The sequence below is a fragment of the Sphingomonas astaxanthinifaciens DSM 22298 genome (assembly GCF_000711715.1).
Classification (GTDB): Bacteria; Pseudomonadota; Alphaproteobacteria; order Sphingomonadales; family Sphingomonadaceae; genus Sphingomicrobium; species Sphingomicrobium astaxanthinifaciens_A.
On the sequence record NZ_JONN01000001.1, the window covers coordinates 1,370,663 to 1,391,856 of the forward strand.

The window sequence follows — 21,194 nt, forward strand, 5'->3', positions numbered from 1 at the left end:
GCGGGCGCGCTATGAGGGTGAAATCTTCAAGGGGGAGATGATCATGGCAGAGGCAAATTATGCGCCCCAGCCGCTCAAGGGCTGGTACTGGCTGGGCGCGATCGCGACGCTCGCCTTCATGGTGATCGGCGTGCTCGGCTATCTGGCGACGGTGACCGCCGATCCGGCGAGCGTGCCGGCCGACCAGCAGGCGCTGATGGCGGCGATGCCCAAGTGGCAGACGGCGGTCTATGCGATCGCGGTCTGGTCGGGGCTGGTGGGTGCGATCGGGCTGCTCCTGCGCCGCCGCTTCGCCGTGCCGCTGCTGCTCCTGTCGCTGATCGGCGCGGTCGGGACCTTCCTGCCCTTCGCCATCGTGCCGCGGGTCCGCGAGCTGGCGACCGAATCGAACGGGGTCGCCGCGGTGATCGTCGTCGGCCTGTGCTGGACGAGCTTCTGGTTCGCCCGCCATTCGGCGCAGCGGGGCTGGCTGCGTTGAGCACCTTCACCATCGACACCGCGACCAGCCGCGCGACCCCGACCCCGGTCCCGGGCAAAAGGATGACCGTGCCCGGGCTCAAGGGGCGCAAGGTCGACGGGCGCACCGAGCAGCCGATCGTGATGCTGACCGCCTACACGATGCGGATGGCGCAGTTGCTCGACCCGCATTGCGAGATGCTGCTGGTCGGCGACAGCCTGGGGCAGGTGATCTACGGCCTGCCCTCGACCGTCCCGGTGACCCTCGAGATGATGTGCAATCACGGCGCGGCGGTGGTGCGCGGGAGCTGGCACGCGCTGGTCGCGGTCGACATGCCGTTCGGCTCCTACGAGGCGAGTCCCGAAGCCGCCTTCGCCAGTGCGGCGCGGGTGATGAAGGAGACGGGCTGCGCGGCGGTCAAGCTCGAGGGCGGGGAAGCGATGGCACCGACCATCCGCTTCCTGACCGAGCGCGGGATCCCGGTGATCGGCCATGTCGGGCTCACCCCCCAGGCGGTGAATGCGCTCGGCGGCTATGGCGCGCGCGGACGGAGCGAGGCGGAGGCCGCCAAGATCCGCGCCGACGCGATCGCGGTCGCCGAGGCGGGCGCCTTTAGCGTGGTGCTCGAGGGTGTGATGGAAAGCCTTGCGACTGACATCACCCGCGCCGTCCCCGTCCCCACCATCGGGATCGGCGCCTCGGCCGAGTGCGACGGGCAGGTGCTGGTGACCGAGGACATGCTCGGCCTGTTCGAGCGCACGCCGCGGTTCGTGAAGCGCTACGACGACCTTGCCAGCCGGATCGGCGCGGCGGTCGCCGACTATGCCGGCGAGGTCCGGGCGCGCAGCTTCCCGACCGCCGACCAGACCTACCGGCCCAAAGCCTAGCCGCTCTCTTCAAAACCGGTTAGGACGCCGCCCACTCAAGCTTCCGTTCATCTGAGCCCGGCGATTGACCGGCGCGATTTACCGACGAGGAAAATTTCTTGGCTCTGGCTCCCGGCGAAACCAGCGAAACCTTCATCCGCGAAGTCGACGAGAACCTGCGACGCGACCAGGCGGAAGCCGTCTTCAAGCGCTACGGCAAGCTGTTCATCGCCGCGGCGGTGCTGCTGCTGCTGGCGGTGGGCGGCTACCTCTTCTGGCAGAATCGCCAGACCGAGAAGGCGGCCGCGAACAGCGAGACCTTCAGCGCGATCCTCGAGGACGTGGGCAAGCGCAACACCGCGACCGCGCCGCAGCGGCTCGACGCGCTGGCGGCCGACGCCAATGGCAGCATGACCGGCGCGGCCCGCCTGACCCGCGCCGCGCTGGCCCTGCAGAACGGCGACCGGCAGACCGCCATTGCCCAGTATCGCGAGATCGCCGCCAACGACGACATCCCGCAGACCTATCGCGACAGCGCCACCATTCGCCTGACCCAGCTCGAATATGACACGCTGAAGCCCGCCGACGTCATCGCCCGGCTGCAGCCGCTGGCGGTCAAGGACAATGCCTGGTTCGGCACTGCCGGCGAACTGACCGCGCTGGCGATGATCAAGTCGAACCGTCGCCAGGAGGCCGCCACCCTGCTCACCGCCATCGCGGGCGAGAAGAGCGTTCCCGAGACCATCCGCGCCCGGGCCGGGGAGCTCGCCTCGGGCCTCTCCATTCCGGCCGCGCCCGCCGCTCGCTGAGGACCGAAAGACAGAATATGAAGCGTAACGTCGTCACTATCCTCCTGGCCGCCTCGCTGCTCGCGGGCTGCGGCGTGGTCGGCAAGTCCCGGCCCAAGACCCCCGTGGTCGGCGACCGTATCTCGGTGCTCGAGACCGATCCCGACGTGCAGGTCGATCCCGCGACCGCCGCCTTGCCCTTCACCTTGCCCGCCGCGGTGGCCAATGACAGCTGGACCCAGCCGGGCGGAAGCGCGTCCAAGTCGAGCGGCCATCCGGCGCTCGGGACCACGCTCGGCCAAGCCTTCGACGTCTCGATCGGCCAGGGCACCAGCCTCGACGAGCGGCTTGCAGGCGGACCGGTGATCGCGAACGGCACGGTCTACACGATCGACACCACCGCCACCGTCCGCGCCTTCGACGCCGCCACCGGCGGGCTGCGCTGGGCGAGCCAGTTCGGCACCGAGAAGGGCAATTCCAAGTCGCTGTTCGGCGGCGGCGTCTCGGTCGAGGGCAACCGCGTCTACGCGACCAACGGCCTCGGCTTCGTCGCGGCGCTCGACACCAGCAATGGCGGCAAGGTGTGGCAGGTCCGCCCCGGCGGCCCCTTGCGCGGCGCCCCGACGGTGGTCGGCGACACGCTCTACGTGATGAGCCAGGACAACCAGCTCTACAGCCTCAAGACCGCCGACGGCACGCAGAACTGGTCGGCCACCGCCGCGGTCGAGATCGCCGGCGTGTTCGGCACCGGCGCCCCGGCCTTCGCGCAGGGGACCGTGGTCGCGGGCTTCTCCTCGGGCGAGCTCAACGCCTATCGCTACGAGAACGGCCGCGCGGTGTGGCAGGACGCGCTGTCGCGCACCTCGATCTCGACCAGCGTCGCCAACCTTTCCGACATCGACGCCTCGCCGGTGATCGACGGCGGGCAAGTGTTCGCGCTCGGCCAGGGTGGCCGGATGGTCGCGCTCGACCTCATCACCGGGCAGCGCATCTGGGAATTGAACCTCGCCGGGATCGCCACGCCGTGGGTCGCGGGCGACTGGGTGTTCGCGGTGACCGACGACGCCAAGGTGATGGCGATCGCCCGCAACACCGGCAAGATCCGCTGGATCAACCAGCTGGCGGCGTTCGAGAAGCCGAAGTCGCGGCGCGGGCCGATCTCCTATGTCGGCCCGGTGCTGGCGGGCGGACGGCTGATCGTCGCTGGCGACAATGGCGTCCTCATCAACATCGATCCGGCGACGGGCGCCTTCCAGAGCCAGACCAATGTCGGCGCTCCGGTCAGCCTGACCCCGGTGGTCGCCAACAGCACGCTTTACGTCCTCGACGACAAGGGCCGGCTGCACGCCTATCGTTGATGACTTTCCCTCCCCTCCGGGGGAGGTGGCGGCCGCGCCTGCGGCTGACGGAGGGGCTCTCGGCATCGGTCGAGGGCCCCTCAGTCGCTTCGCGCCAGCTTCCCCAAGGGAAGCGGCGAAGTGGCGGATGCTTCCTCCTTTCGCTAAAGGCCCTTCATGCCCCTACCCATCGTCGCCATCGTCGGGCGCCCGAACGTGGGCAAGTCGACCCTGTTCAATCGCCTCGTCGGCAAGCGCGTCGCGCTGGTCGACGACCGCCCGGGCGTGACCCGCGACCGGCGAGTGGGTGATGCCCACCTCCTCGGGCTCGAATTCCAAGTGATGGATACCGCCGGCTTCGAGGACGAGGACCCTTCGAGCCTGCCCGGGCGGATGCGGCGCCAGACCGAGGCCGCCGTTCGCGAGGCCGATGCCGCCCTGTTCATCGTCGACGCGCGCGAGGGCGTGACGCCGCTCGACGAGGAGATCGCCCGCTGGCTCCGTGCCGAGGACACGCCGGTGATCGTCGCCGCCAACAAGGCCGAGGGACGGCAGGGCGAAGCGGGACGGATCGAGGCTTTCTCGCTCGGTTTCGGCGAGCCGATCGCGCTGTCGGCCGAGCATGGCGAAGGGCTGGTCGATCTGTTCGAATCCTTGCGCCCCTATGTCGAGCGCGAGGAGGAAGAGGAAGAAGAGGAGCTGGCGCCCGAGGATCCGGCGCGGCCGCTCCACCTCGCCATCGTCGGCCGGCCGAACGCGGGCAAGTCGACGCTCGTCAACAAGATGCTCGGCGAGGACCGGATGATCACCGGGCCCGAGGCCGGGATCACGCGCGATTCGATCAGCCTCGACTGGGAGTGGCAGGGCCGCAAGGTGAAGCTGGTCGACACCGCGGGCCTGCGGAAGCGCGCCAAGGTCGAGGACAAGCTCGAGAAATTGTCGGTGATGGACACCCGCCGGGCGATCGACATGGCCGAGGTGGTGGTGCTGCTGCTCGACGCGACCCGCGGGCTCGAGGTGCAGGATTTGAAGATCGCGAGCCAGGTGATCGACGAGGGCCGCGCCTTGGTGATCGCCTTGAACAAGTGGGACGTCGCCGAACATGCCTCGTCGCTGTTCAACGGGGTCAAGGGCGCGCTCGAGGAGGGGCTCAGCCAATTGAAGGACGTGCCGCTGCTGACCGTCTCGGCGGCGACCGGCAAGGGGATCGACCAGCTGCTGGGCGCGGCCTTCACCATCCGCGAGGGCTGGAACCGGCGTGTCTCGACCGGCGAACTCAACCGCTGGTTCGAGGCCGCGGTCGAGCAGAACCCGCCCCCAGCCCCCGGCGGCAAGCGGATCAAGCTGCGCTACATCACGCAGGTGAAGGCGCGGCCGCCGAGCTTCGTCGTGTTCGGGACCCGCGTCGACCAGCTCCCCGAAAGCTATCGCCGCTACCTGCTCAACAGCCTGCGCAAGGCGTTCGACCTCGGCGCGGTGCCGCTGCGGATGAACCTGCGCGCGCCCAAGAACCCGTTCGACGAGCGCTAACGCCCCCTTTACCTCTCGGGCCTAGGGTTTCCTCCCAAGTGGACCGAAGGAAGTAGCAACGTGGACGAAACTGGCGGCGACATCGTCGACTGGGGGCATTTCGAGAAGGCGCGGGCCGAGCTTGGCCCGGGCTTCATCCGGATTCTCTCCTATTTCCGTGAGGACGGGGTTAAGTCGGTCGCCGCGATCGAGCAGGCGATGCGCGAGGAGAATACCGTCGCGCTGGTGATGCCGGCGCACACGATCAAGGGCGAGGCCCGCCAGTTCGGTGCCGAGCCGCTGGCCAAGGTCGCCGAACTGATCGAATCGACCGCGCGGCTGTGCATCGAGACGCGCCGCTTCCCGGACGAGCTGGTCGCCGACGTGGTCAAGATGCGCAAGCTGTTCGACCAGACCATCGCGCTGTTCGACCAGGCCACCAATCCGCTGAAGAGCCGGCCGGGCGCGCAGGGCGGCTTCGGCCGGCGCGCCAACAACCAGAATTTCGGCCGGATCTAGGCCGTCGCAGGCAGGGTCGCGGGGCGCCGCCGCATCGGCTCGAGCCGCCCCCGCGACAGGCTCCGCCAGGCCCATTCGAGCGGCCCGTAGTTGAAGCGCTCGAGCCAGGGCTTCGACCACAACAGCATGATCGCCCAGACGAGCGGGACGGCGACCGCCCACGCCTGCCAGCGCGACAGTTGGGCGTAGAGGCCGAGGCCCCAACCGTAGAAGATGAACGCAGCGATGATGCTGGTGCCCAGATAATTGCTGAACGCGCAGCGGCCGGCGGCGGCAAGGCGCTGCGACAGCGGTCCGCCCGCGCGCGCCAGCAGGATGATCAGCGCCGCAAAGCCGAACGCCATGATCACCCGGAACGGCGCCGAGGCGACGATGAACAGGCCGAACACCACCGGCACGTAGAAATGCGTCGCGATGTCGGCGACGACGATCAGGGTGAAGGCGATGGCGCCGATGGTGAGGCCCCAGACGGCGACCCGGCGGTAGGCCGCGAGGTCCCAGCGTCCGGTCAGGAAGCCGCTCTTGAAGCCGGCCATTCCGAGCAGCATCAGGCCGAGCGTCTCGGGGCCGGTGACGAGGCTGTTCACGAACGGCTCGGCGAGGCGCCGGGTGACCATGTGGTGAAGGCGGGTGCCTAAGTCCGCGTGGACGGCGATGTCCTTCGCGATCGTCTCCGGGAAGGGGTAGAACATCAGCCCGAACTGGTTCCACGACCGGATCTGTTCCGCCGTCGCGCCGGGCAGATGCGCGGCCTTGTCGAACGTTGCCATGCTGGTGGCGACCGCCGCGAACAGTGCCATGTTGAGCGCGATGAAGACGCTTCCCCAGATCGCCAGCGACCGCGGCGAGCGCTTGCGGAAGACGAAGGCGAGCATGCCGGTGAGCGCATAAGCGGCGAGAATGTCGCCGAACCAGATTAGGTAGAAATGGGCGAGGCCGAACAGCAGCAGCACGACCATCCGGCGATAATGGACCGCCGCTCCCGAGCGCCCGCCGGCCTCCGCCCGCTCGATCACCAGCAGCATCGAGGCGCCGAACAGCATCGAGAAGAGGCTGCGCATCTTGCCGTCGATCACCACCATGTTGACCGCCCAGAGCAGGAGATCGGCGCCGGTGTGCCCGCCATAGGCCGCCGGATTGAAGTAAGCGCCCTCGATCATCGCGAAGGCGATCACGTTGACCGAGAAGATGCCCATGACCGCGACGCCGCGGATCACGTCCAGCGAGGCGATCCGCTCGCCCTGCCCCAGTTCGTTCATTGGCGCTTCCCCCCAGATGCGTGGCCGGAGGGTAGTCGCCCGCGAGCCCACTGACTAGCGGGCGCGGCTCAGTGCGCCTCGGCCGGCTTGGAGTGGAGCTGGACGTAGTTCTGGAGGCCCATGCGGGCGATCATCTCGAACTGGGTCTCGAGAAAGTCGATATGGCCTTCCTCGTCCTTCAGCACCTCGGCGAACAGGTCGCGGGAGACATAGTCGCGAACCTCCTCGCAGACCTGGACCGCCTCGCGATACATCTTGGCGGCCTCATATTCGGCTTCGAGGTCGGCCTTGAGGATCTCCTCGACCGTCTCGCCGACGCGCAGGCGGCCGAGCATCTGGAAATTGGGCAGCCCCTCGAGGAACAGGATCCGCTCGGCGAAGCGGTCGGCATGCTTCATCTCGTCGATGCTCTCGTGCCGCTCATAATCGGCGAGCTTGTGCAGCCCCCAATTGTCGAGCAGCCGATAGTGCAGCCAATATTGGTTGATCGCGGTGAGTTCCGCCTTGAGCGCTTCGTTGAGCAGCTCGATGACCCTGGGTTCGCCCTTCATGGCCTCGCTTCTATCCTGACGGTGGCCCGGAACGAAGCGCTAACCGCTCGCAACTAGGCGGCGGCGGCCGGCGGGTTGGCGGCGATGGCGGCGCGTTCCTCGTCGATGATCGCCCGGGCGAAGGGCAGGCAGCTCCCGCACTTGGCCTTCTTTCCGCAGCGGGCATAGGCTTGGGCGGGCGAACGCGCGCCGGTGCGCGCGGCCTCGCGGACTTGGCTTTCCCGAATCGCATTGCAGACACAAACGATCATGGGGGCAGATGCTAATGGTAATGCGAAGCGTTCGCAAGAACCTTGTGATCGCCCTCGCCCGCCGCGTCGCTAGGCGGTCAGCATCCCCACCATGCGGGCATGGTAGTTTACGTCGCCGAACAGCGCGTCGAGCACCTTTTCGCGCTTCATGTAGAGGCCGATGTCATGCTCGTCGGTCATGCCGATGCCGCCGTGCATCTGGACCCCTTCCTGGACCGCGAGGGCCGAGACGCGGCCGGCCTTGGCTTTGGCGACGTGGCTCATCACACCGGCGCGCTCGTCGCCCTTGTCGAGAAGCTCGGCGGCCTTGAGCGTCGCGGCGCGAGCGATCTCGATCTCGCCGAACAGGTGCGCGGCGCGGTGCTGGAGGACCTGGAATTCGCCGATCAGCTTCCCGAACTGCTTGCGCTGCTTGAGATAGTCGAGCGTCATCGCCGAGGCGCCGGCGGCGACCCCGACCAGCTCGGCCGCGGCGCCGGTCCGGCCGGCGCGCATCGCCCGGCGGAGCGGCTCGAAGCCGTGGTCGACCTCGCCCACCACGGCGTCGGCATCGATCGCGACATTGCTGAGCGTCAGGCGCGCGGCCTTGCTCGCATCGGCCAGCGTGACGTTCTCGATCTCGAGCCCGGCGGCGTCGCGGGGCACGGCGAACAGGGTCAGGCCCTCCGCCTCACCCGCCGAGCCGGCGGTGCGGGCAGCGACGAGGATCACGTCGGCCGAAGCGCCGTGGACCACGAACTGCTTGGTCCCCGAGAGGGAGAAGCCATTGCCCGAGCGCTTCGCCTCGAGCGCGATGGCCCGGGGCCGGTGGTGCGGGCCCTCGTCGACCGCGATGGCGGCGACGGTTTCGCCGGCGATGATGCCCGGGAACCAGCGCTTGCCCTGCTCGGTGCCCTTCAGCGCCTCGACCGCGACCAGTGCGGTGGTGAGGAAGGGCGAGGGGGTGAGGTTGCGGCCGATCTCCTCCATCACGAGGGTCGCCTCGGTCGCGCCGAGGCCGAGCCCGCCCTCCTCCTCGGGAATGGCGAGGCCGGTGAGGCCAAGCTCGGCCATCTGCTTCCACAGGCCGTGGCCGAACCCGTCCTTGCAACCGGTGTCGCGCCAGTGGCGGAGCTGCTTTTTGATGGTGCCTTCCTCGGCGAGGAAGGAGCGGGTCATGTCGGCAAGTTGGCGCTGGTCGTCGGTAAGGAGGGTCATTCTTTCCCAATCCGTTTGTGTCGAGCGAAGTCGAGACACCTGGCCGCTTCATCCGTCCCTCGACTTCGCTCGGGACTAACGGCCTGAGAGGCTTACGCCCCCGGCAATTGCAGGATGTGCTTGGCGACGATGCCGAGCTGGACTTCGCTCGTCCCCCCCTCGATCGAATTGGCCTTGGTGCGGAGCCATTCGCGGGGGGCCTTGCCGCCGCGCGAGCGCTCGCTCTCCCATTCGAGCGCGTCCGAGCCGCCCGCGGCCATGATCAGCTCGTGGCGCTTCTTGTTCAGTTCGGTGCCGGCATATTTCATCATGCTCGGCATGGCGGGATGCGCCTCGCCGGCCTTCAACTGGTCGATGAAATGCTCGCTCATCGCGGCGAAAGCCAATGCGTCGACGTCGAACAGGGCGACTTCGGCGGCGAGGATGGCGTCGTCGATCTCGCCGAGGCTCTGCGCGAGCGTCTTCGCGCTGCCCGAGCCGAGCCCCATGCCGCTGATCATCTCGCGCTCGTGGCCGAGGAGATATTTGGCGACGTCCCAGCCGCGGTTCACCTCGCCGACGAGCTGGTCCTTGGGAACGCGCACATTGTCGAAAAAGGTCTCGCAGAAGGGCGAGTAGCCGCTGATGAGGAGGATCGGCTTGGTCGAGACGCCTTCCGACTCCATGTCGAACAGCAGGAAGCTGATCCCGCCGTGCTTGGATTCGGTGGAGGTGCGGACGAGGCAGAAGATCCAGTCGGCCTTGTCGGCGTAGCTGGTCCAGACCTTCTGGCCGTTGACGAGATAATGGTCGCCTTTGTCCTCGGCCTTGGTCTGGAGGCCGGCGAGGTCGGAGCCGGCGCCGGGCTCCGAATAGCCTTGGCACCAGCGAATCTCGCCGCGGGCGATCTCGGGGAGGAAGCGCTTCTTCTGTTCCTCGGTGCCATATTTGAGCAGCGCCGGCCCGAGCATCGAAATGCCGAAGCTCGATAGCGGATTGCGCGCGCCGATCGCCTTCATCTCCTCGCGCAGGATCTTGGTCTCGGCTGGCGAGAGCCCGCCGCCACCATAAGCCGCGGGCCAGTCGGGAACGGTCCAGCCCTTCTCGCCCATGACGGTCATCCAGCGCTTCTGCGCCTCGGACTGGAAGGTGAAGTGGCGACCGCCCCAGCAGGCGTCGTCCTCGGAGCGCATCGGCGTACGCATCTCGGGCGGGCAGTTCGCCTCGAGCCAGCTACGGGTCTCGGCGCGGAAAGTGTCCAGGTCGGCCATCACAATCTCCTCGGCGCCGTCGATGCGACAAGCGCCGGGAGGCGTCAATGCGGGCTCGGGGGCGTGTCGATCTTGCTGATGTGCCAGCGGCGCTGCTCGGCGGTCGAGCCGTCGACATCGTTGACCCGGCGGAGGGTCACGACCTGCGGCTCCTCGAACTTCTCGCCCTTGGCGGTGACGCCATAGGCCTTGACCGGGACGGTCACGTAGATCGAGCCGGCCGCGCCCTCGGTGTCGCCGGGTTTGTACACCTCGGCATGATATTCGCGGTAGGCGGAAAGGTCGGGCGCGAGGCTGGCGGCGCTGCCCCACAGCTTCTTCGCCTCGGCGAACTTCTTCGCTTCAATGAGCGCGAAATAGGTCTGCACGATCTGCGCGGCGCCCTGCGCGCTCCTGGGATCGATCGGGCCTTCGCTGACGACCTCGCGTTCTGGTGTCGCCCTACCCGGAGCGGCGGGAGCGGCGGTGTTGGCCGGCGCCGCCGGCGCGGCCGGGGCTGGCGCGTTCTGGTCGGCGAGATTCTCCTCGACCGGGAGGTTGATCGCGGGCCCCGCCTCGTTGTCGGGGTTGGCAGCGGGCTGGTTGCTGCAGGCGGCGAGCGCGCAGCTGGCAAGGAGGACAAAGCGTTTCATCGCGAAGCGAACGGTCGTCGCGCGACGGGGGTTCCGTGGCCGCTTCCTTTCTGCAACAGCATCCGCCGAGCCAAACTCAAGGGGTGTCATGGACTTCAACCTCACCGACCGTCAGGCCCACTTCCGCGACCGGGTTCGCGCCTTCATCGAGCGTTACGTCCGCCCGGCCGTTCCCGAACTCGCCGCCGAACTGAACAGCGGCGACCGCTGGCATCATCTCGAGCGACTCGAACCGCTCAAGGCCAAGGCCAAGGCCGAGGGCCTGTGGAACCTGTTCATGCCGCCGGGCGGGGCCTTGAAACATGTCGACGAGAGCTTCCCGTTCGAGGGCGAGCAGCTCACCAACCTCGAATATGCGCTCTGCGCCGAGGAGATGGGCCGGGTCGGTTTCGCCAGCGAGGTGTTCAACTGCTCGGCGCCCGACACGGGCAATATGGAAGTGCTCCACCGCTACGGGACGCGGGCGCAGAAGGACCAGTGGCTGGCGCCGCTGATGCGGGGCGAAATCCGCTCGGCCTTCCTGATGACTGAGCCCGCGGTGGCGAGCTCGGACGCGACCAACATCCAGTGCGAGATCAAGCGCGACGGCGACGACTATGTCATCAACGGGCGCAAATGGTGGTCGAGCGGCGCGGGCGATCCGCGCTGCAAGGTCGCGATCCTGATGGGCAAGACCAATCCCGAGGAGCGCCGCCATGCGCAGCAGTCGATGATCCTGGTGCCGATGGACGCGCCCGGAATCACGATCGAGCGGGCGCTCACCGTCTATGGCTATGACGATGCGCCGCACGGGCACATGGAGATCGAGCTCAAGGACGTCCGCGTGCCGGCTGAGAATTTGCTGCTCGGCGAGGGCCGCGGGTTCGAGATCGCGCAAGGGCGCCTGGGACCGGGCCGGATCCACCATTGCATGCGCACCATCGGCGCGGCCGAGGAAGCGCTCGAGCTGATGGTCCGCCGGCTGCAAAGCCGCACCGCCTTCGGCAAGCGCATCTCCGAGCACAGCGTGTGGGAACAGCGCGTGGCCGAGGCGCGGATCGAGATCGAATGCACCCGCCTCCTCTGCCTCAAGGCGGCGGACATGATGGACAAGGCCGGCAACAAGGCCGCCAAGGCCGAGATCGCGATGATCAAGGTCAAGGCGCCGCGCATGGCGCTCCAGATCATCGACGACGCGATCCAGGCGCATGGCGGCATGGGCGTCAGCCAGGACACCAGCCTCGCGCACAGCTGGGCGGGGATCCGCACGCTGCGGCTCGCCGACGGGCCCGACGAGGTCCACAATCGCTCCATCGCGATGATCGAATATGGCAAGCACCCGCCGATCGATCCGATGGTGGCGTAATCACAACCCAATCTCGTTCGTGCCGAGCGAAGTCGAAGCACGTTCGCGCCAACGCCCTTCGACGTCGCTCAGGGCGAACGGAGTTTGAGAATGAGCAGCTCACTTTTCGACCTCACCGGCAAGACCGCCATCGTGACCGGCTCCAGCCGCGGGATCGGGCGGGCGATTGCCGAGGAGATGGCGGCGCATGGCGCCAATGTCGTCATCTCGAGCCGCAAGCAGGATGCCTGCGAAGAAGTGGCCGCGGCGATCAATGCGCGTGGCCAGGGGCGCGCGGTGGCGATCGCCGCGTCCATCTCGGACAAGGAAGCGCTCAAGGAGCTGGTCGAGCGGACCAAGGCCGAGTTCGGGCAGATCGACGTCCTCGTCTGCAATGCCGCGTCCAACCCCTATTACGGGCCGATGGGCGGGATTACGGACGAGCAGTTCCGCAAGATCATGGACAATAATGTCCTCTCGAACCACTGGCTGACGAGCTTTGTCGCGCCCGAGATGGTGGCGCGCAAGTCGGGCGCGATCATCATCGTCTCGAGTGTCGGCGGGATCACCAGCTCGACGGTGATCGGGGCCTACAACATCTCCAAGGCCGCCGACCTCCAACTGGTCCGCAACCTCGCCGCCGAGTTCGGACCGGCCGGGGTGCGGGTCAATGCGATCGCGCCAGGGCTGGTGCGGACCGACTTCGCCAAGGCGCTTTGGGAGAATCCCGAGATCCTCAAGTCCGTGACCAAGGTCTCGGCCCTCAAGCGGATCGGCGAGCCGCGCGAGATCGCGGGCGCGGCGCTGTTCCTGGCGAGCGAGGCGGGCAGCTTTGTCACCGGCCAGACTCTCGTCGTCGACGGCGGCAGCACCTTCGGCGCGGGGTTCTGAGGCGATGAGCAGCACGCCCGACAGCAGCGGCCGGCTCGGCGGCAAGGTCATCATCGTCACCGGCGCGGGCTCGGGGATCGGCAAGGCGACCACCGAGCTGTTCCGCGCCGAGGGGGCGACGGTGATCGCGGCCGATCTCAAGGGCGCCGACCACCAGGCCGACGCCGGCCGCGAGGAGGATATCGTCCGCCTCGTCGAAATGGCCACTCAGGAGCATGGCGCACTGCACGGTTTCTTCGCCAATGCCGGCATTTCGGGCGGGCTCGCCTCGATCTTCGAGCAGAGCGTCGAGGACTGGAACGAGATCCTGCGGGTCAACCTGATCGGCCCATTCCTCGCAATCAAGCATGCCGCGCCGGTGATCAAGGCGCAGGGCGGCGGGTCGATCATCTGCACCGCGAGCGTCGCCGGGCTTCGCTCGGGCGCGGGCGGGCCGGCCTATTCGGCGTCGAAGGCGGGGGTGATCAGCCTGGTCAAGTCCGCGGCGCAGCAGCTCGCCACCTCGAACGTGCGGGTCAATGCCATCTGCCCGGGCCTCATCGAGACCGGCATGACCGAGTTCGTCTACGAGCGCGCGCGGGCCAAGGGCGTGGAAGACCGTCTGGGCCACCTCAACCCGCTTCGGCGGGGCGGCGTGCCCGGCGAGATCGCCCAGGCGGCGCTGTTCCTGGCCAGCGACGAATCCTCCTACGTCAACGGCCATGCTCTGGTCGTCGACGGCGGCCTGTCGTCGAGCCATCCGTTCAACCGCCAGGATTTTGGGCGCACCGCGATCTGAGCGGCTGCCCCCTTCCCTTTCCCCGACCGCGGGCTAGGGACCTGTTCACAACATTGTCAGCGAAGGACCAGACATGACCTCGCCCATTACCACCACTCGCCACGGCCACGTCCTCATCATCTCGTCGAACAACCCGCCGGTGAACGCGCTCGGCCATGCGGTGCGCGAGGGTCTGGTGAAGGGGATCGAGGAGGCCGACGCCTCGGACGAGATCAAGGCGGTGGTGATCATCGGCGAGGGCGCGACCTTCTTCGCGGGCGCCGACATCAGCGAGTTCGGCACCCCCAAGGCCTTCGCCCAGCCGGTGCTTCCGCAGGTCGTCGACATCATCGAGAATTGCACCAAGCCGGTGGTCGCCGCGATCCACGGGACCGCGCTCGGCGGCGGGCTCGAAGTGGCGCTCGCCTGCCACTACCGGGTGGCCGTGCCGACCGCGAAGCTCGGCGTTCCCGAAGTGAAGCTCGGCCTGCTGCCGGGCGCGGGCGGGACCCAGCGGCTGCCGCGCGCGGCGGGCGTCCAGCATGCGCTCGAAATGACCACCAGCGGCAATCCGATCGGGGCCAAGCAGGCCGCCGAGATCGGGCTGGTCGACCGGCTGATCGAGGGCGATCTCCTCCAGCATGCGGTGGCCTATGCGACCGAGGTCGCCGACATCCGCCCGCTGCCCCGGACCAGCGAGCGGACCGACAAGATCGAGGGCACCGATCCCGCGATCTTCGAGCAGTTCGTCGCCGCCAATCCGCGCGCCTTCAAGGGCTTCGAGGCGCCGATGAAGAACCTCGAGGCGGTCCGCGCCGCGACCCAGCATCCTTATGCCGAAGGCGTGCAGGTCGAGCGCAAGCTGTTCATGGAGCTGATGGCCGGCACCCAGGCCAAGGCGCAGCAATATTTCTTCTTTGCCGAGCGCAAGGCGGCCAAGATCGAGGGCGTCGACGAAAGCGTGAAGCCCCGCGAAATCAAGAAGGTCGGCGTGATCGGCGCCGGCACCATGGGCGGCGGCATCTCGATGAACTTCCTCCAGGCGGGCATCCCCGTCACCATCGTCGAAACCAGCCAGGAAGCGCTCGACCGCGGCACCGGGGTCATGCTCCGCAACTATGAGGCGAGCGCCAAGAAGGGCCGCTTCACCGCCGAACAGGTCGGCCAATTCATGGGCGCCCTGAACCCGACGCTCGACTTCGACTCGCTGGCGGACTGCGACCTCATCATCGAAGCGGTGTTCGAGCAGATGGAGATCAAGAAGGAGATCTTCGGCCGGCTCGACAAGGTCGCCAAGCCGGGCGCGATCCTCGCGTCGAACACCAGCTATCTCAACATCGACGAGATCGCCGCCGCCACGAGCCGTCCGCAGGACGTGGTCGGCCTCCACTTCTTCTCGCCGGCGAACGTGATGAAGCTGCTCGAGGTGGTGCGCGGGGCCAAGACCGCCGACGACGTGCTGGTCACCGCCATGGCGCTGGCGAAGAAGATCAAGAAGGTCGCGGTGGTCGCGGGCGTCTGTTACGGCTTCATCGGCAACCGGATGCTGATCCCGCGCCAGACCGAGGCGACCAAGCTCCTCCTCGAAGGCGCGACCCCGGCGCAGATCGACAAGGTCCACACCGACTTCGGCATGCCGATGGGCCCGTTCCAGATGGCCGACCTCGCCGGCGTCGACATCGGCTGGCACCGCGACCCGAACCGGATCGAGAACATCCGCGACGCGCTCTGCGCGGTCGACCGCTGGGGCCAGAAGAAGGGCGCGGGCTTCTACGATTACGACGAGAAGCGCCGCCCCAGCCCCTCGCCGACCGTCCAGCAGATCATCGAGGACTTCCGCGCCAAGGCCGGCGTCACCGCGCGCGAGATCAGCGACCAGGAGATCAAGGAGCGGACGCTCTACACCATGGTCAACGAGGGCGCGAAGATCCTCGAGGAAGGCATGGCCCAGCGCGCGAGCGACATCGACGTGGTGTGGGTCTACGGCTACGGCTGGCCGGTCTATCGCGGCGGCCCGATGCACTGGGCCGATACGGAAGGGCTCCAGTCGATCGTCGACGGATTGCGCCGGTCTGCCGAACATATGGGCGATGATTTCACCTTTTCGGCTTTGCTTCTGGACAAGGCGCAAAAGGGGGAGAAATTCACCGGTCGCTGAGCCTTGAGCGACCGAGGATGAGGCCAAATTGTACTTCGATTCTCACCTGCAGCAGGCAGAGCTCGCGCTCCTGAACGCGCCCTTCGAGGCGGACGGCTGGTTGAAGGCCGTCCGCGCGATCGGCGAGGCGACCGGGACCGAAACGGTGCAGCTCGTCGGGGTCGGCGGACCGCTGCATGTGGCGTTCAACGTGATGAGCGCGCTGCCGCACGATCCGCACGGCCACATGCGCAACATGCGCCTGCTCGGCCCCGACAACTGGCGAATCGCAGTCACCGACAAGGCGATGGCGATCCGTCATGAGGAGCATTATCGCGCGCAAGGGGTGGGCCGCGGCAGCACCGACTATGACGATGCGATGAGCGACCTCGACTTCCAGTTCGGCTGCCACGCAGCGCTGCTGCACGAACCACACAGCTTCACCCGGCTGGGCCTGCTGCGCAGCCGCCGCGAAGGCCCCTGCTCGCCCGAGGTGCTCCAGCGTTTCGCCTGCCTCGCCCAGCAGGCCGAGCGGGCGATCCGGACCCAGCTCGCGCTTGGCGAGGATGCCGCGCAGCTGATGCTTGGCGGGCTCGACGGACTCCACGAGGCGACCTTCCTGCTCGACCGGACGGCCCAGCTGTGCGCGCTCACTGAGGCCGCCGAAGCGGCGCTGAGCGACGGGAGCGGCGTGAGAATCGAGGGCTTTATGTTCAAGCTCGCCAACGCCGCCGAGGACGCCGCCTTCGGCGCGGCCTTCGCCCGGCTGATCACCAGCGACCCGGCCCACCAGGCGATCATCCACGAGACCAGGGTCGGCCGCAGCGTCGATTTCCCGCAGGGCCGCTGGCGGCTGGTCGCCGCACGGCTTCCCGAGGCACCGCACGGTTTCGGCTTCGAACCGGCGGTGGCCGTGACCTTGAGGCCATATTCGAGGTAGGACCTTCTGGCGCGTCCGGCCGTTGCCGCCATTCCAGAAGGAGAGCCGACCCATGGCCAGCGCTGCCGCCGCCGAACCGCAGAACCCGATCAGCCGCTACTCGAACGTGGCGGCGACCTTTCACTGGCTGACGGCGCTCTTCGTCGTCTTCCAGATCTGGCTCGGCTTCAGCCTCGGCGAGGATGGCCCCCCGGCAGAGCCCGCGTTCAGCTGGCACAAGACGATCGGCGCGCTGATCCTACTCCTGACCTTCGCCCGGCTGACCTACCGGCTGACCAATCCTCCGCCGCCCTTTCCCGACGACCTGCCGAAGTGGGAGCGGGTCGCCGCGGTGTGGAATCACCGCCTGTTCTACCTGCTGCTGATCGGGCTTCCGGTCGGCGGCTATCTCGCGGTCTCGGCCTTTTCGCAGGGCAAGCCCACCCCGCTCGTCGGCGGGATCATGCTCCCGACCATCCCCGGCATCCCGAAGGAATATGGCGAGATCTTCGGCGGGCTGCACGGCGCCGCCGCCTGGGCGCTGATCGTGCTGCTGGTGGTCCACGCCGGCGCGGCGCTCAAGCATCGCTTCATCGACAAGTCGCCGGCGAGCGGGCGGATGCCCGGCCTCGCGCTGCCGGGCGAGGAAACGGTGGTCGGCCAGGGCTGAGCCCGGCCGAGGGTCAGCCCTCGATGATCACCTCGGTGCCCATGGCGGTGAGGCCGTAGAGTTTCTTCGCGAACTCGACCGGGATTCGGACGCAGCCGTGGCTGGCCGGATAGCCGGGCAGCTTGCCGCCGTGGAAGGCGATGCCCTTCTCGTCGTACATCTGCATGTAGGGCATGGGGGCATTGTCGTACTTGCGGCTGAAGCCCTTCACCTGCTTGCGGAACACCTTCCAGTAGCCGAGCGGCGTCTCGCGCCCCTTCTTGCCGCTCGAAATGGTGGTGAGCCCGACGAGCGTGTCGCCCTTGTAGACGAACATCAGCTGCTGGAGCCGGTCGATCACCACCTTGGCCGGCGCGTCGGGAATGGTGGGAGTCCAGCGATAGTCGCCCGCCCTGAGCGCGACCGTCCCGAACGCCGCGCGCGCATCCTTGGTCGCCTTTGGCGCGTGGCCGTGGGTCCACTGATAGGGGAGCTGCGCTTCCTCTACGGGCGGTGGCGCCTGGACGACCTTGGGCGGGGTGGTCGCGCAGGAGGCGAGCAGCGAAGCGGCGATGGCGGCCGCAATGAACTTGAACGAGCGCATGTCGGTTCAGTGCCCGACCCGCGCGGCGGGTCAAGTCACTGGTAAATGCGAAATTTACCCGCCGATGCCGGCCGTCTCGGGCGGCGGCGCATTGAGGTGGCTCCAGATCGCGCTGACCACCACCGAGCCCTCGCCGACCGACGAGGCGACGCGCTTGACCGAGCCCGAGCGGACGTCGCCGACCGCGAAGATGCCGGGGCAGGAAGTGGCGTAAGCCGAGGCCGCGCCAACCTCGGACCCGGTGCGGACGAAGCCCGCGCGGTCGAGCTCGACCAAGCCCGAGAGCCAGTCGGTGTTGGGCGCGGCGCCGATCATGATGAACAGGGCGCGGCAGCCGACCGACCAGTCGCCGTCGGGCGAGCTGACCCGGACGCTCTCGAGATGCGTGTCGCCGTCCAATGCATCGAGCTGGCTGCGATAGTGGATCTCGATTCCCGGCTCATGCTCGATCCGCTCGCGTAAGTAGGCGCTCATCGAATCGGCGAGGCTGTCGCCGCGGACCAGCAGATGCACCTTCCGCGCGACCCGCGAGAGATACATGGCGGCCTGCCCCGCGCTGTTGCCGCCGCCGACCACGATCGCCTCGGTCTGGTTGCAGAAGCGCGCCTCCATCTCGGTGGCGGCGTAGAAGATGCCGGCGCCCTCGAATTCCTCGAGCCGGGGAATCGGCAGTCGGCGGTACTGGACCCCGGTCGCGACCAGCACCGCGCGGGCGCAGACTCGGTCGCCCTCGTCGAGCGTGACGCAGAAGCCATCGTCGGTGCGGGAAAGCTGCTCGACCCGGCGCGGCATGGCGAAGCAGGTCCCGAACTTCATCGCCTGGACCTGACCGCGGAAGGTGAGGTCAGCGCCCGAAATGCCAGTCGGGAAGCCCATGTAATTCTCGATCCGCGAGCTGGTCCCGGCCTGGCCGCCGATCGCATTGTCCTCGACCACCAGCGCCGCCAGCCCCTCGGCCCCGGCATAGACGGCCGCGGCGACCCCGGCCGGGCCGGCGCCGACGATCAGCAGGTCGCGGACCCGGTCCATGTCGGGCGAAAGGTCGAGCCCGTAGAGCCGAGCGAGCTTGCGCGGGCTCGGATCCTCGATCACCCGGTCGCCGAAGCGCACGCCGGGCGGGCCGTCGATTTCCTTGAAGGGCAGGCGGTTGCGGCTGAGGAAGCTCGCGACCCGCTGAACCGCCGGGTCGCCGGCAGGATCGGAGATGAAGACCCCCGAGCGGCCCTGCTCGAAGATCATCCGCCGCCGCGCCGAGAAGACGGTCAGGACATGATCGCCGATCTCGGGGATGTCGCTCATCAGCTGGAGCATGGCGGCCCGCTGGACCTCGAGCGTGCGGGTCGGGCGCGAGGCGCGCATCGCCAGCGTCATCGGGCCGCCGGACAGGAAGTTAAGCTCACCGAGGAACTGGCCGGGCCCGAGCCCCGAGGGCATGAGCCGGCCGCCGCCCTCGGGGTCGACCACCTCGATCTCGCCCTCCTCGACCAGCACGAAGCGCTCCATCGGCTCGCCTGCGTCGAGGACGATGTCGCCGGCCGCGTAGGAGCACGGGCGGGCGTTGCGGCGAATCGCTTCGAGCTGCTCGCCCGCGAACGGGCGCGGGGTCATGAAGGCGAGGTCGCCGCCGATCGAGTCCATGTCCCTCGCCTCCTAGCTCTTCGAGATCATTCCCACTCGATCGTGCCCGGCGGCTTGGACGTATAGTCGTAGACCACCCGGTTGATGCCCTGCACCTCGTTGACGATGCGGGTCGCGACCCGGCTCAAGAATTCGGCGCTGAAGGGATAGACGTCGGCGGTCATGCCATCGACGCTGGTCACTGCGCGAAGGCCGCAGACATAATCATAGGTGCGCGCGTCGCCCATCACCCCGACCGTGCGGACCGGGAGGAGCACCGCAAAGGCCTGCCAGATGGCATCGTAGAGCCCGGCATTGCGAATTTCCTCGAGGTAGATGGTATCGGCCTTGCGTAGGATGTCGCACTTCTCCTTCGAGACCTCGCCCGGGATGCGGATCGCAAGGCCCGGCCCCGGGAAGGGGTGGCGGCCGACGAAGGCGGGCGGCAGGCCGAGCTCGACGCCGAGCGCGCGGACCTCGTCCTTGAACAATTCGCGCAGCGGCTCGACCAGCTTCATGTTCATGCGCTCGGGCAGGCCGCCGACATTGTGGTGGCTCTTGATCGTGACCGAGGGGCCGCCGGTGAAGCTGACGCTTTCGATCACGTCGGGATAGAGCGTGCCCTGGGCGAGGAAGTCGGCGCCGCCGATCTTCTTCGCTTCTTCCTCGAACACCTCGATGAAGGTCTTGCCGATGAACTTGCGCTTGGCCTCGGGGTCGCTGACCCCGGCGAGGCCAGAGAGGAACAGCTCCTCGGCCTGAACGTGGACCAGCGGGATGTTGTAGTGGCCGCGGAATAGCGAAACGACCTGCTCGGCCTCGTTGGCGCGCATCAGGCCGTGGTCGACGAAGACGCAGGTCAGCTGCTCGCCGATCGCCTCGTGGATGAGTACCGCGGCGACCGCGCTATCGACCCCGCCCGACAGGCCGCAGATGACCCGGCCCGAACCGACCTGCGCGCGGATGTCGGCGATCTTCTGCTCGCGATAGGCGGCCATGCTCCACTCGCCCGAGCAGCCGCAGATGTGGCGCGCGAAATTGGCGAGGAGCTTGCCGCCGTCGGGGGTGTGGACGACCTCGGGGTGGAACATCAGACTGTAGCGCTTCGCCGCTTCGTTGGTGGCGATGGCGTAGGGCGCGCCTTCGGAGCGGGCGACCACCGAGAAGCCGGGGGCGAGGCTTTCAACCCGGTCGCCGTGGCTCATCCAGACCTGATGGTTCTCGCCGACCTGCCAGAGGCCGTCGAACAAGGCGGAGGGCGCGACGACCTCGATGAAGGCCCGGCCGAATTCCTTCTGGTCGGACGTGACGACCTTGCCGCCAAGCTGCTGGTGGAGCGTCTGCTGGCCGTAGCAGATGGCAAGCAGGGGAAGGCCCGAATCGAACAGCAGCTGCGGCGCGCGCGGGCTGTCTTCCCAGGTCACCGACGACGGGCCGCCCGAGAAGATGATCCCCTTGGGCGAAAGGCGGTGGAACGCCTCCTCGGCGGCGTTGAACGGAGCGATCTCGCAATAGACGCCGGCTTCGCGGATGCGGCGCGCGATGAGCTGGGTCACCTGGCTGCCGAAGTCGACGATGAGGAGGGATTCGGCGGGCTGGACGGTCAAGGCTCTCGAGGCTCCGCAGGCAAAGGAAAGGGCGCCGCAGCCCTATGGCCGCGGCGCCCTCCTGTCCACTCAG

The 21,194-nt window shown here is 67.9% G+C and carries 21 protein-coding genes; 12 read left to right on the forward strand and 9 right to left on the reverse strand.

Annotated features, from left to right (window positions below; translation table 11 throughout):
- Positions 1-43 precede the first annotated feature (43 nt).
- The 6 genes from BS69_RS0107070 to BS69_RS0107095 all read left to right on the forward strand — a co-directional run bounded on the left by BS69_RS0107070 (position 44) and on the right by BS69_RS0107095 (position 5,476).
- Entirely contained in the window at positions 44-478 is a 435-nt protein-coding gene (locus tag BS69_RS0107070) for a hypothetical protein (RefSeq protein ID WP_156956948.1), read from the forward strand.
- The gene (gene panB / locus BS69_RS0107075) at positions 475-1,344 is read left to right on the forward strand and encodes a 3-methyl-2-oxobutanoate hydroxymethyltransferase (RefSeq protein ID WP_029941262.1); all 870 of its coding nucleotides are present in this window, start codon (positions 475-477) and stop codon (positions 1,342-1,344) included. The genes BS69_RS0107070 and panB overlap by 4 nt, the downstream gene beginning before the upstream one ends.
- Positions 1,345-1,442: 98 nt before the next feature.
- Positions 1,443-2,132, forward strand: coding sequence for a tetratricopeptide repeat protein (locus BS69_RS0107080; RefSeq protein WP_029941263.1), 690 nt, complete (start codon positions 1,443-1,445; stop codon positions 2,130-2,132).
- A gap of 17 nt (positions 2,133-2,149) precedes the next feature.
- Positions 2,150-3,469, forward strand: coding sequence for an outer membrane protein assembly factor BamB family protein (locus BS69_RS0107085; RefSeq protein ID WP_029941264.1), 1,320 nt, complete (start codon positions 2,150-2,152; stop codon positions 3,467-3,469).
- 156 nt (positions 3,470-3,625) lie between these two features.
- Complete coding sequence (der, locus tag BS69_RS0107090) at positions 3,626-4,978, forward strand: ribosome biogenesis GTPase Der (RefSeq protein WP_029941265.1); 1,353 nt, start codon at positions 3,626-3,628, stop codon at positions 4,976-4,978.
- Between the two features lie 60 nt (positions 4,979-5,038).
- Complete coding sequence (locus tag BS69_RS0107095) at positions 5,039-5,476, forward strand: Hpt domain-containing protein (RefSeq protein ID WP_245605122.1); 438 nt, start codon at positions 5,039-5,041, stop codon at positions 5,474-5,476.
- Here the strand turns inward: BS69_RS0107095 and BS69_RS0107100 are convergent.
- The 6 genes from BS69_RS0107100 to BS69_RS0107125 all read right to left on the reverse strand — a co-directional run bounded on the left by BS69_RS0107100 (position 5,473) and on the right by BS69_RS0107125 (position 10,616).
- Positions 5,473-6,735, reverse strand: coding sequence for a DUF418 domain-containing protein (locus tag BS69_RS0107100; RefSeq protein ID WP_029941267.1), 1,263 nt, complete (start codon positions 6,733-6,735; stop codon positions 5,473-5,475). The genes BS69_RS0107095 and BS69_RS0107100 overlap by 4 nt on opposite strands.
- 68 nt (positions 6,736-6,803) lie before the next feature.
- A complete protein-coding gene (gene bfr, locus BS69_RS0107105) occupies positions 6,804-7,286 on the reverse strand; it encodes a bacterioferritin (RefSeq protein WP_029941268.1) in 483 nt (160 codons plus the stop codon).
- A 53-nt stretch (positions 7,287-7,339) separates the two neighbouring features.
- Positions 7,340-7,537 carry a (2Fe-2S)-binding protein gene (locus tag BS69_RS0107110; RefSeq protein WP_029941269.1) on the reverse strand — a complete coding sequence of 66 codons (198 nt, stop codon included), beginning with the start codon at positions 7,535-7,537 and terminating at the stop codon, positions 7,340-7,342.
- A gap of 69 nt (positions 7,538-7,606) precedes the next feature.
- Positions 7,607-8,734 (reverse strand): acyl-CoA dehydrogenase family protein, encoded by a 1,128-nt coding sequence (locus BS69_RS0107115; protein WP_029941270.1) that lies wholly within the window; start codon positions 8,732-8,734, stop codon positions 7,607-7,609.
- A gap of 92 nt (positions 8,735-8,826) precedes the next feature.
- On the reverse strand, positions 8,827-9,984 hold the full coding sequence (locus tag BS69_RS0107120) for an acyl-CoA dehydrogenase family protein (protein ID WP_029941271.1): 1,158 nt from the start codon (positions 9,982-9,984) through the stop codon (positions 8,827-8,829).
- Between the two features lie 44 nt (positions 9,985-10,028).
- Positions 10,029-10,616 carry a hypothetical protein gene (locus tag BS69_RS0107125; RefSeq protein ID WP_051676608.1) on the reverse strand — a complete coding sequence of 196 codons (588 nt, stop codon included), beginning with the start codon at positions 10,614-10,616 and terminating at the stop codon, positions 10,029-10,031.
- Between the two features lie 88 nt (positions 10,617-10,704).
- Between BS69_RS0107125 and BS69_RS0107130 the strand changes: the two genes are divergently transcribed.
- The 6 genes from BS69_RS0107130 (at position 10,705) to BS69_RS0107155 (ending at position 17,314) form a co-directional block, all read left to right on the forward strand.
- Positions 10,705-11,961: an acyl-CoA dehydrogenase family protein gene (locus tag BS69_RS0107130; RefSeq protein ID WP_029941273.1), complete on the forward strand. Its 1,257-nt coding sequence runs from the start codon at positions 10,705-10,707 to the stop codon at positions 11,959-11,961.
- Positions 11,962-12,051: 90 nt separating this feature from the next.
- Positions 12,052-12,831, forward strand: a complete 780-nt coding sequence (locus tag BS69_RS0107135; RefSeq protein WP_029941274.1) for an SDR family NAD(P)-dependent oxidoreductase — start codon at positions 12,052-12,054, stop codon at positions 12,829-12,831.
- A 4-nt stretch (positions 12,832-12,835) separates the two neighbouring features.
- Positions 12,836-13,609 carry an SDR family NAD(P)-dependent oxidoreductase gene (locus BS69_RS0107140; RefSeq protein WP_029941275.1) on the forward strand — a complete coding sequence of 258 codons (774 nt, stop codon included), beginning with the start codon at positions 12,836-12,838 and terminating at the stop codon, positions 13,607-13,609.
- Positions 13,610-13,682: 73 nt separating this feature from the next.
- Positions 13,683-15,746, forward strand: coding sequence for a 3-hydroxyacyl-CoA dehydrogenase NAD-binding domain-containing protein (locus BS69_RS0107145; RefSeq protein ID WP_029941276.1), 2,064 nt, complete (start codon positions 13,683-13,685; stop codon positions 15,744-15,746).
- Between the two features lie 28 nt (positions 15,747-15,774).
- Positions 15,775-16,665 carry a hypothetical protein gene (locus BS69_RS0107150; RefSeq protein WP_029941277.1) on the forward strand — a complete coding sequence of 297 codons (891 nt, stop codon included), beginning with the start codon at positions 15,775-15,777 and terminating at the stop codon, positions 16,663-16,665.
- Positions 16,666-16,717: 52 nt separating this feature from the next.
- Positions 16,718-17,314: a cytochrome b gene (locus BS69_RS0107155; RefSeq protein WP_029941278.1), complete on the forward strand. Its 597-nt coding sequence runs from the start codon at positions 16,718-16,720 to the stop codon at positions 17,312-17,314.
- A 13-nt stretch (positions 17,315-17,327) separates the two neighbouring features.
- Here BS69_RS0107155 and BS69_RS0107160 read toward each other — a convergent pair whose 3' ends face one another.
- From BS69_RS0107160 to guaA, 3 genes are read right to left on the reverse strand one after another with little or no spacing between them, the layout of a single operon-like run.
- Positions 17,328-17,897, reverse strand: coding sequence for a L,D-transpeptidase family protein (locus BS69_RS0107160; RefSeq protein ID WP_051676609.1), 570 nt, complete (start codon positions 17,895-17,897; stop codon positions 17,328-17,330).
- A 54-nt stretch (positions 17,898-17,951) separates the two neighbouring features.
- Positions 17,952-19,535 carry an FAD-dependent oxidoreductase gene (locus BS69_RS0107165; RefSeq protein WP_029941280.1) on the reverse strand — a complete coding sequence of 528 codons (1,584 nt, stop codon included), beginning with the start codon at positions 19,533-19,535 and terminating at the stop codon, positions 17,952-17,954.
- 26 nt (positions 19,536-19,561) lie between these two features.
- Positions 19,562-21,121, reverse strand: a complete 1,560-nt coding sequence (gene guaA / locus BS69_RS0107170; RefSeq protein WP_029941281.1) for a glutamine-hydrolyzing GMP synthase — start codon at positions 21,119-21,121, stop codon at positions 19,562-19,564.
- Between the last annotated feature and the right edge of the window lie 73 nt (positions 21,122-21,194).

Excerpts from the sequence above, each read along its gene's own strand:
- BS69_RS0107110 (WP_029941269.1), bottom strand. The coding sequence starts at position 7,537 with ATGATCGTTTGTGTCTGCAATGCGATTCGGGAAAGCCAAGTCCGCGAG.
- BS69_RS0107135 (WP_029941274.1), top strand. The coding sequence starts at position 12,052 with ATGAGCAGCTCACTTTTCGACCTCACCGGCAAGACCGCCATCGTGACC.
- BS69_RS0107085 (WP_029941264.1), top strand. The coding sequence starts at position 2,150 with ATGAAGCGTAACGTCGTCACTATCCTCCTGGCCGCCTCGCTGCTCGCG.
- BS69_RS0107125 (WP_051676608.1), bottom strand. The coding sequence starts at position 10,616 with ATGAAACGCTTTGTCCTCCTTGCCAGCTGCGCGCTCGCCGCCTGCAGC.
- der (WP_029941265.1), top strand. The coding sequence starts at position 3,626 with ATGCCCCTACCCATCGTCGCCATCGTCGGGCGCCCGAACGTGGGCAAG.
- BS69_RS0107070 (WP_156956948.1), top strand. The coding sequence starts at position 44 with ATGGCAGAGGCAAATTATGCGCCCCAGCCGCTCAAGGGCTGGTACTGG.
- BS69_RS0107145 (WP_029941276.1), top strand. The coding sequence starts at position 13,683 with ATGACCTCGCCCATTACCACCACTCGCCACGGCCACGTCCTCATCATC.
- bfr (WP_029941268.1), bottom strand. The coding sequence starts at position 7,286 with ATGAAGGGCGAACCCAGGGTCATCGAGCTGCTCAACGAAGCGCTCAAG.
- BS69_RS0107140 (WP_029941275.1), top strand. The coding sequence starts at position 12,836 with ATGAGCAGCACGCCCGACAGCAGCGGCCGGCTCGGCGGCAAGGTCATC.
- BS69_RS0107120 (WP_029941271.1), bottom strand. The coding sequence starts at position 9,984 with ATGGCCGACCTGGACACTTTCCGCGCCGAGACCCGTAGCTGGCTCGAG.
- BS69_RS0107155 (WP_029941278.1), top strand. The coding sequence starts at position 16,718 with ATGGCCAGCGCTGCCGCCGCCGAACCGCAGAACCCGATCAGCCGCTAC.
- BS69_RS0107160 (WP_051676609.1), bottom strand. The coding sequence starts at position 17,897 with ATGCGCTCGTTCAAGTTCATTGCGGCCGCCATCGCCGCTTCGCTGCTC.
- BS69_RS0107130 (WP_029941273.1), top strand. The coding sequence starts at position 10,705 with ATGGACTTCAACCTCACCGACCGTCAGGCCCACTTCCGCGACCGGGTT.
- BS69_RS0107165 (WP_029941280.1), bottom strand. The coding sequence starts at position 19,535 with ATGGACTCGATCGGCGGCGACCTCGCCTTCATGACCCCGCGCCCGTTC.
- BS69_RS0107115 (WP_029941270.1), bottom strand. The coding sequence starts at position 8,734 with ATGACCCTCCTTACCGACGACCAGCGCCAACTTGCCGACATGACCCGC.
- BS69_RS0107100 (WP_029941267.1), bottom strand. The coding sequence starts at position 6,735 with ATGAACGAACTGGGGCAGGGCGAGCGGATCGCCTCGCTGGACGTGATC.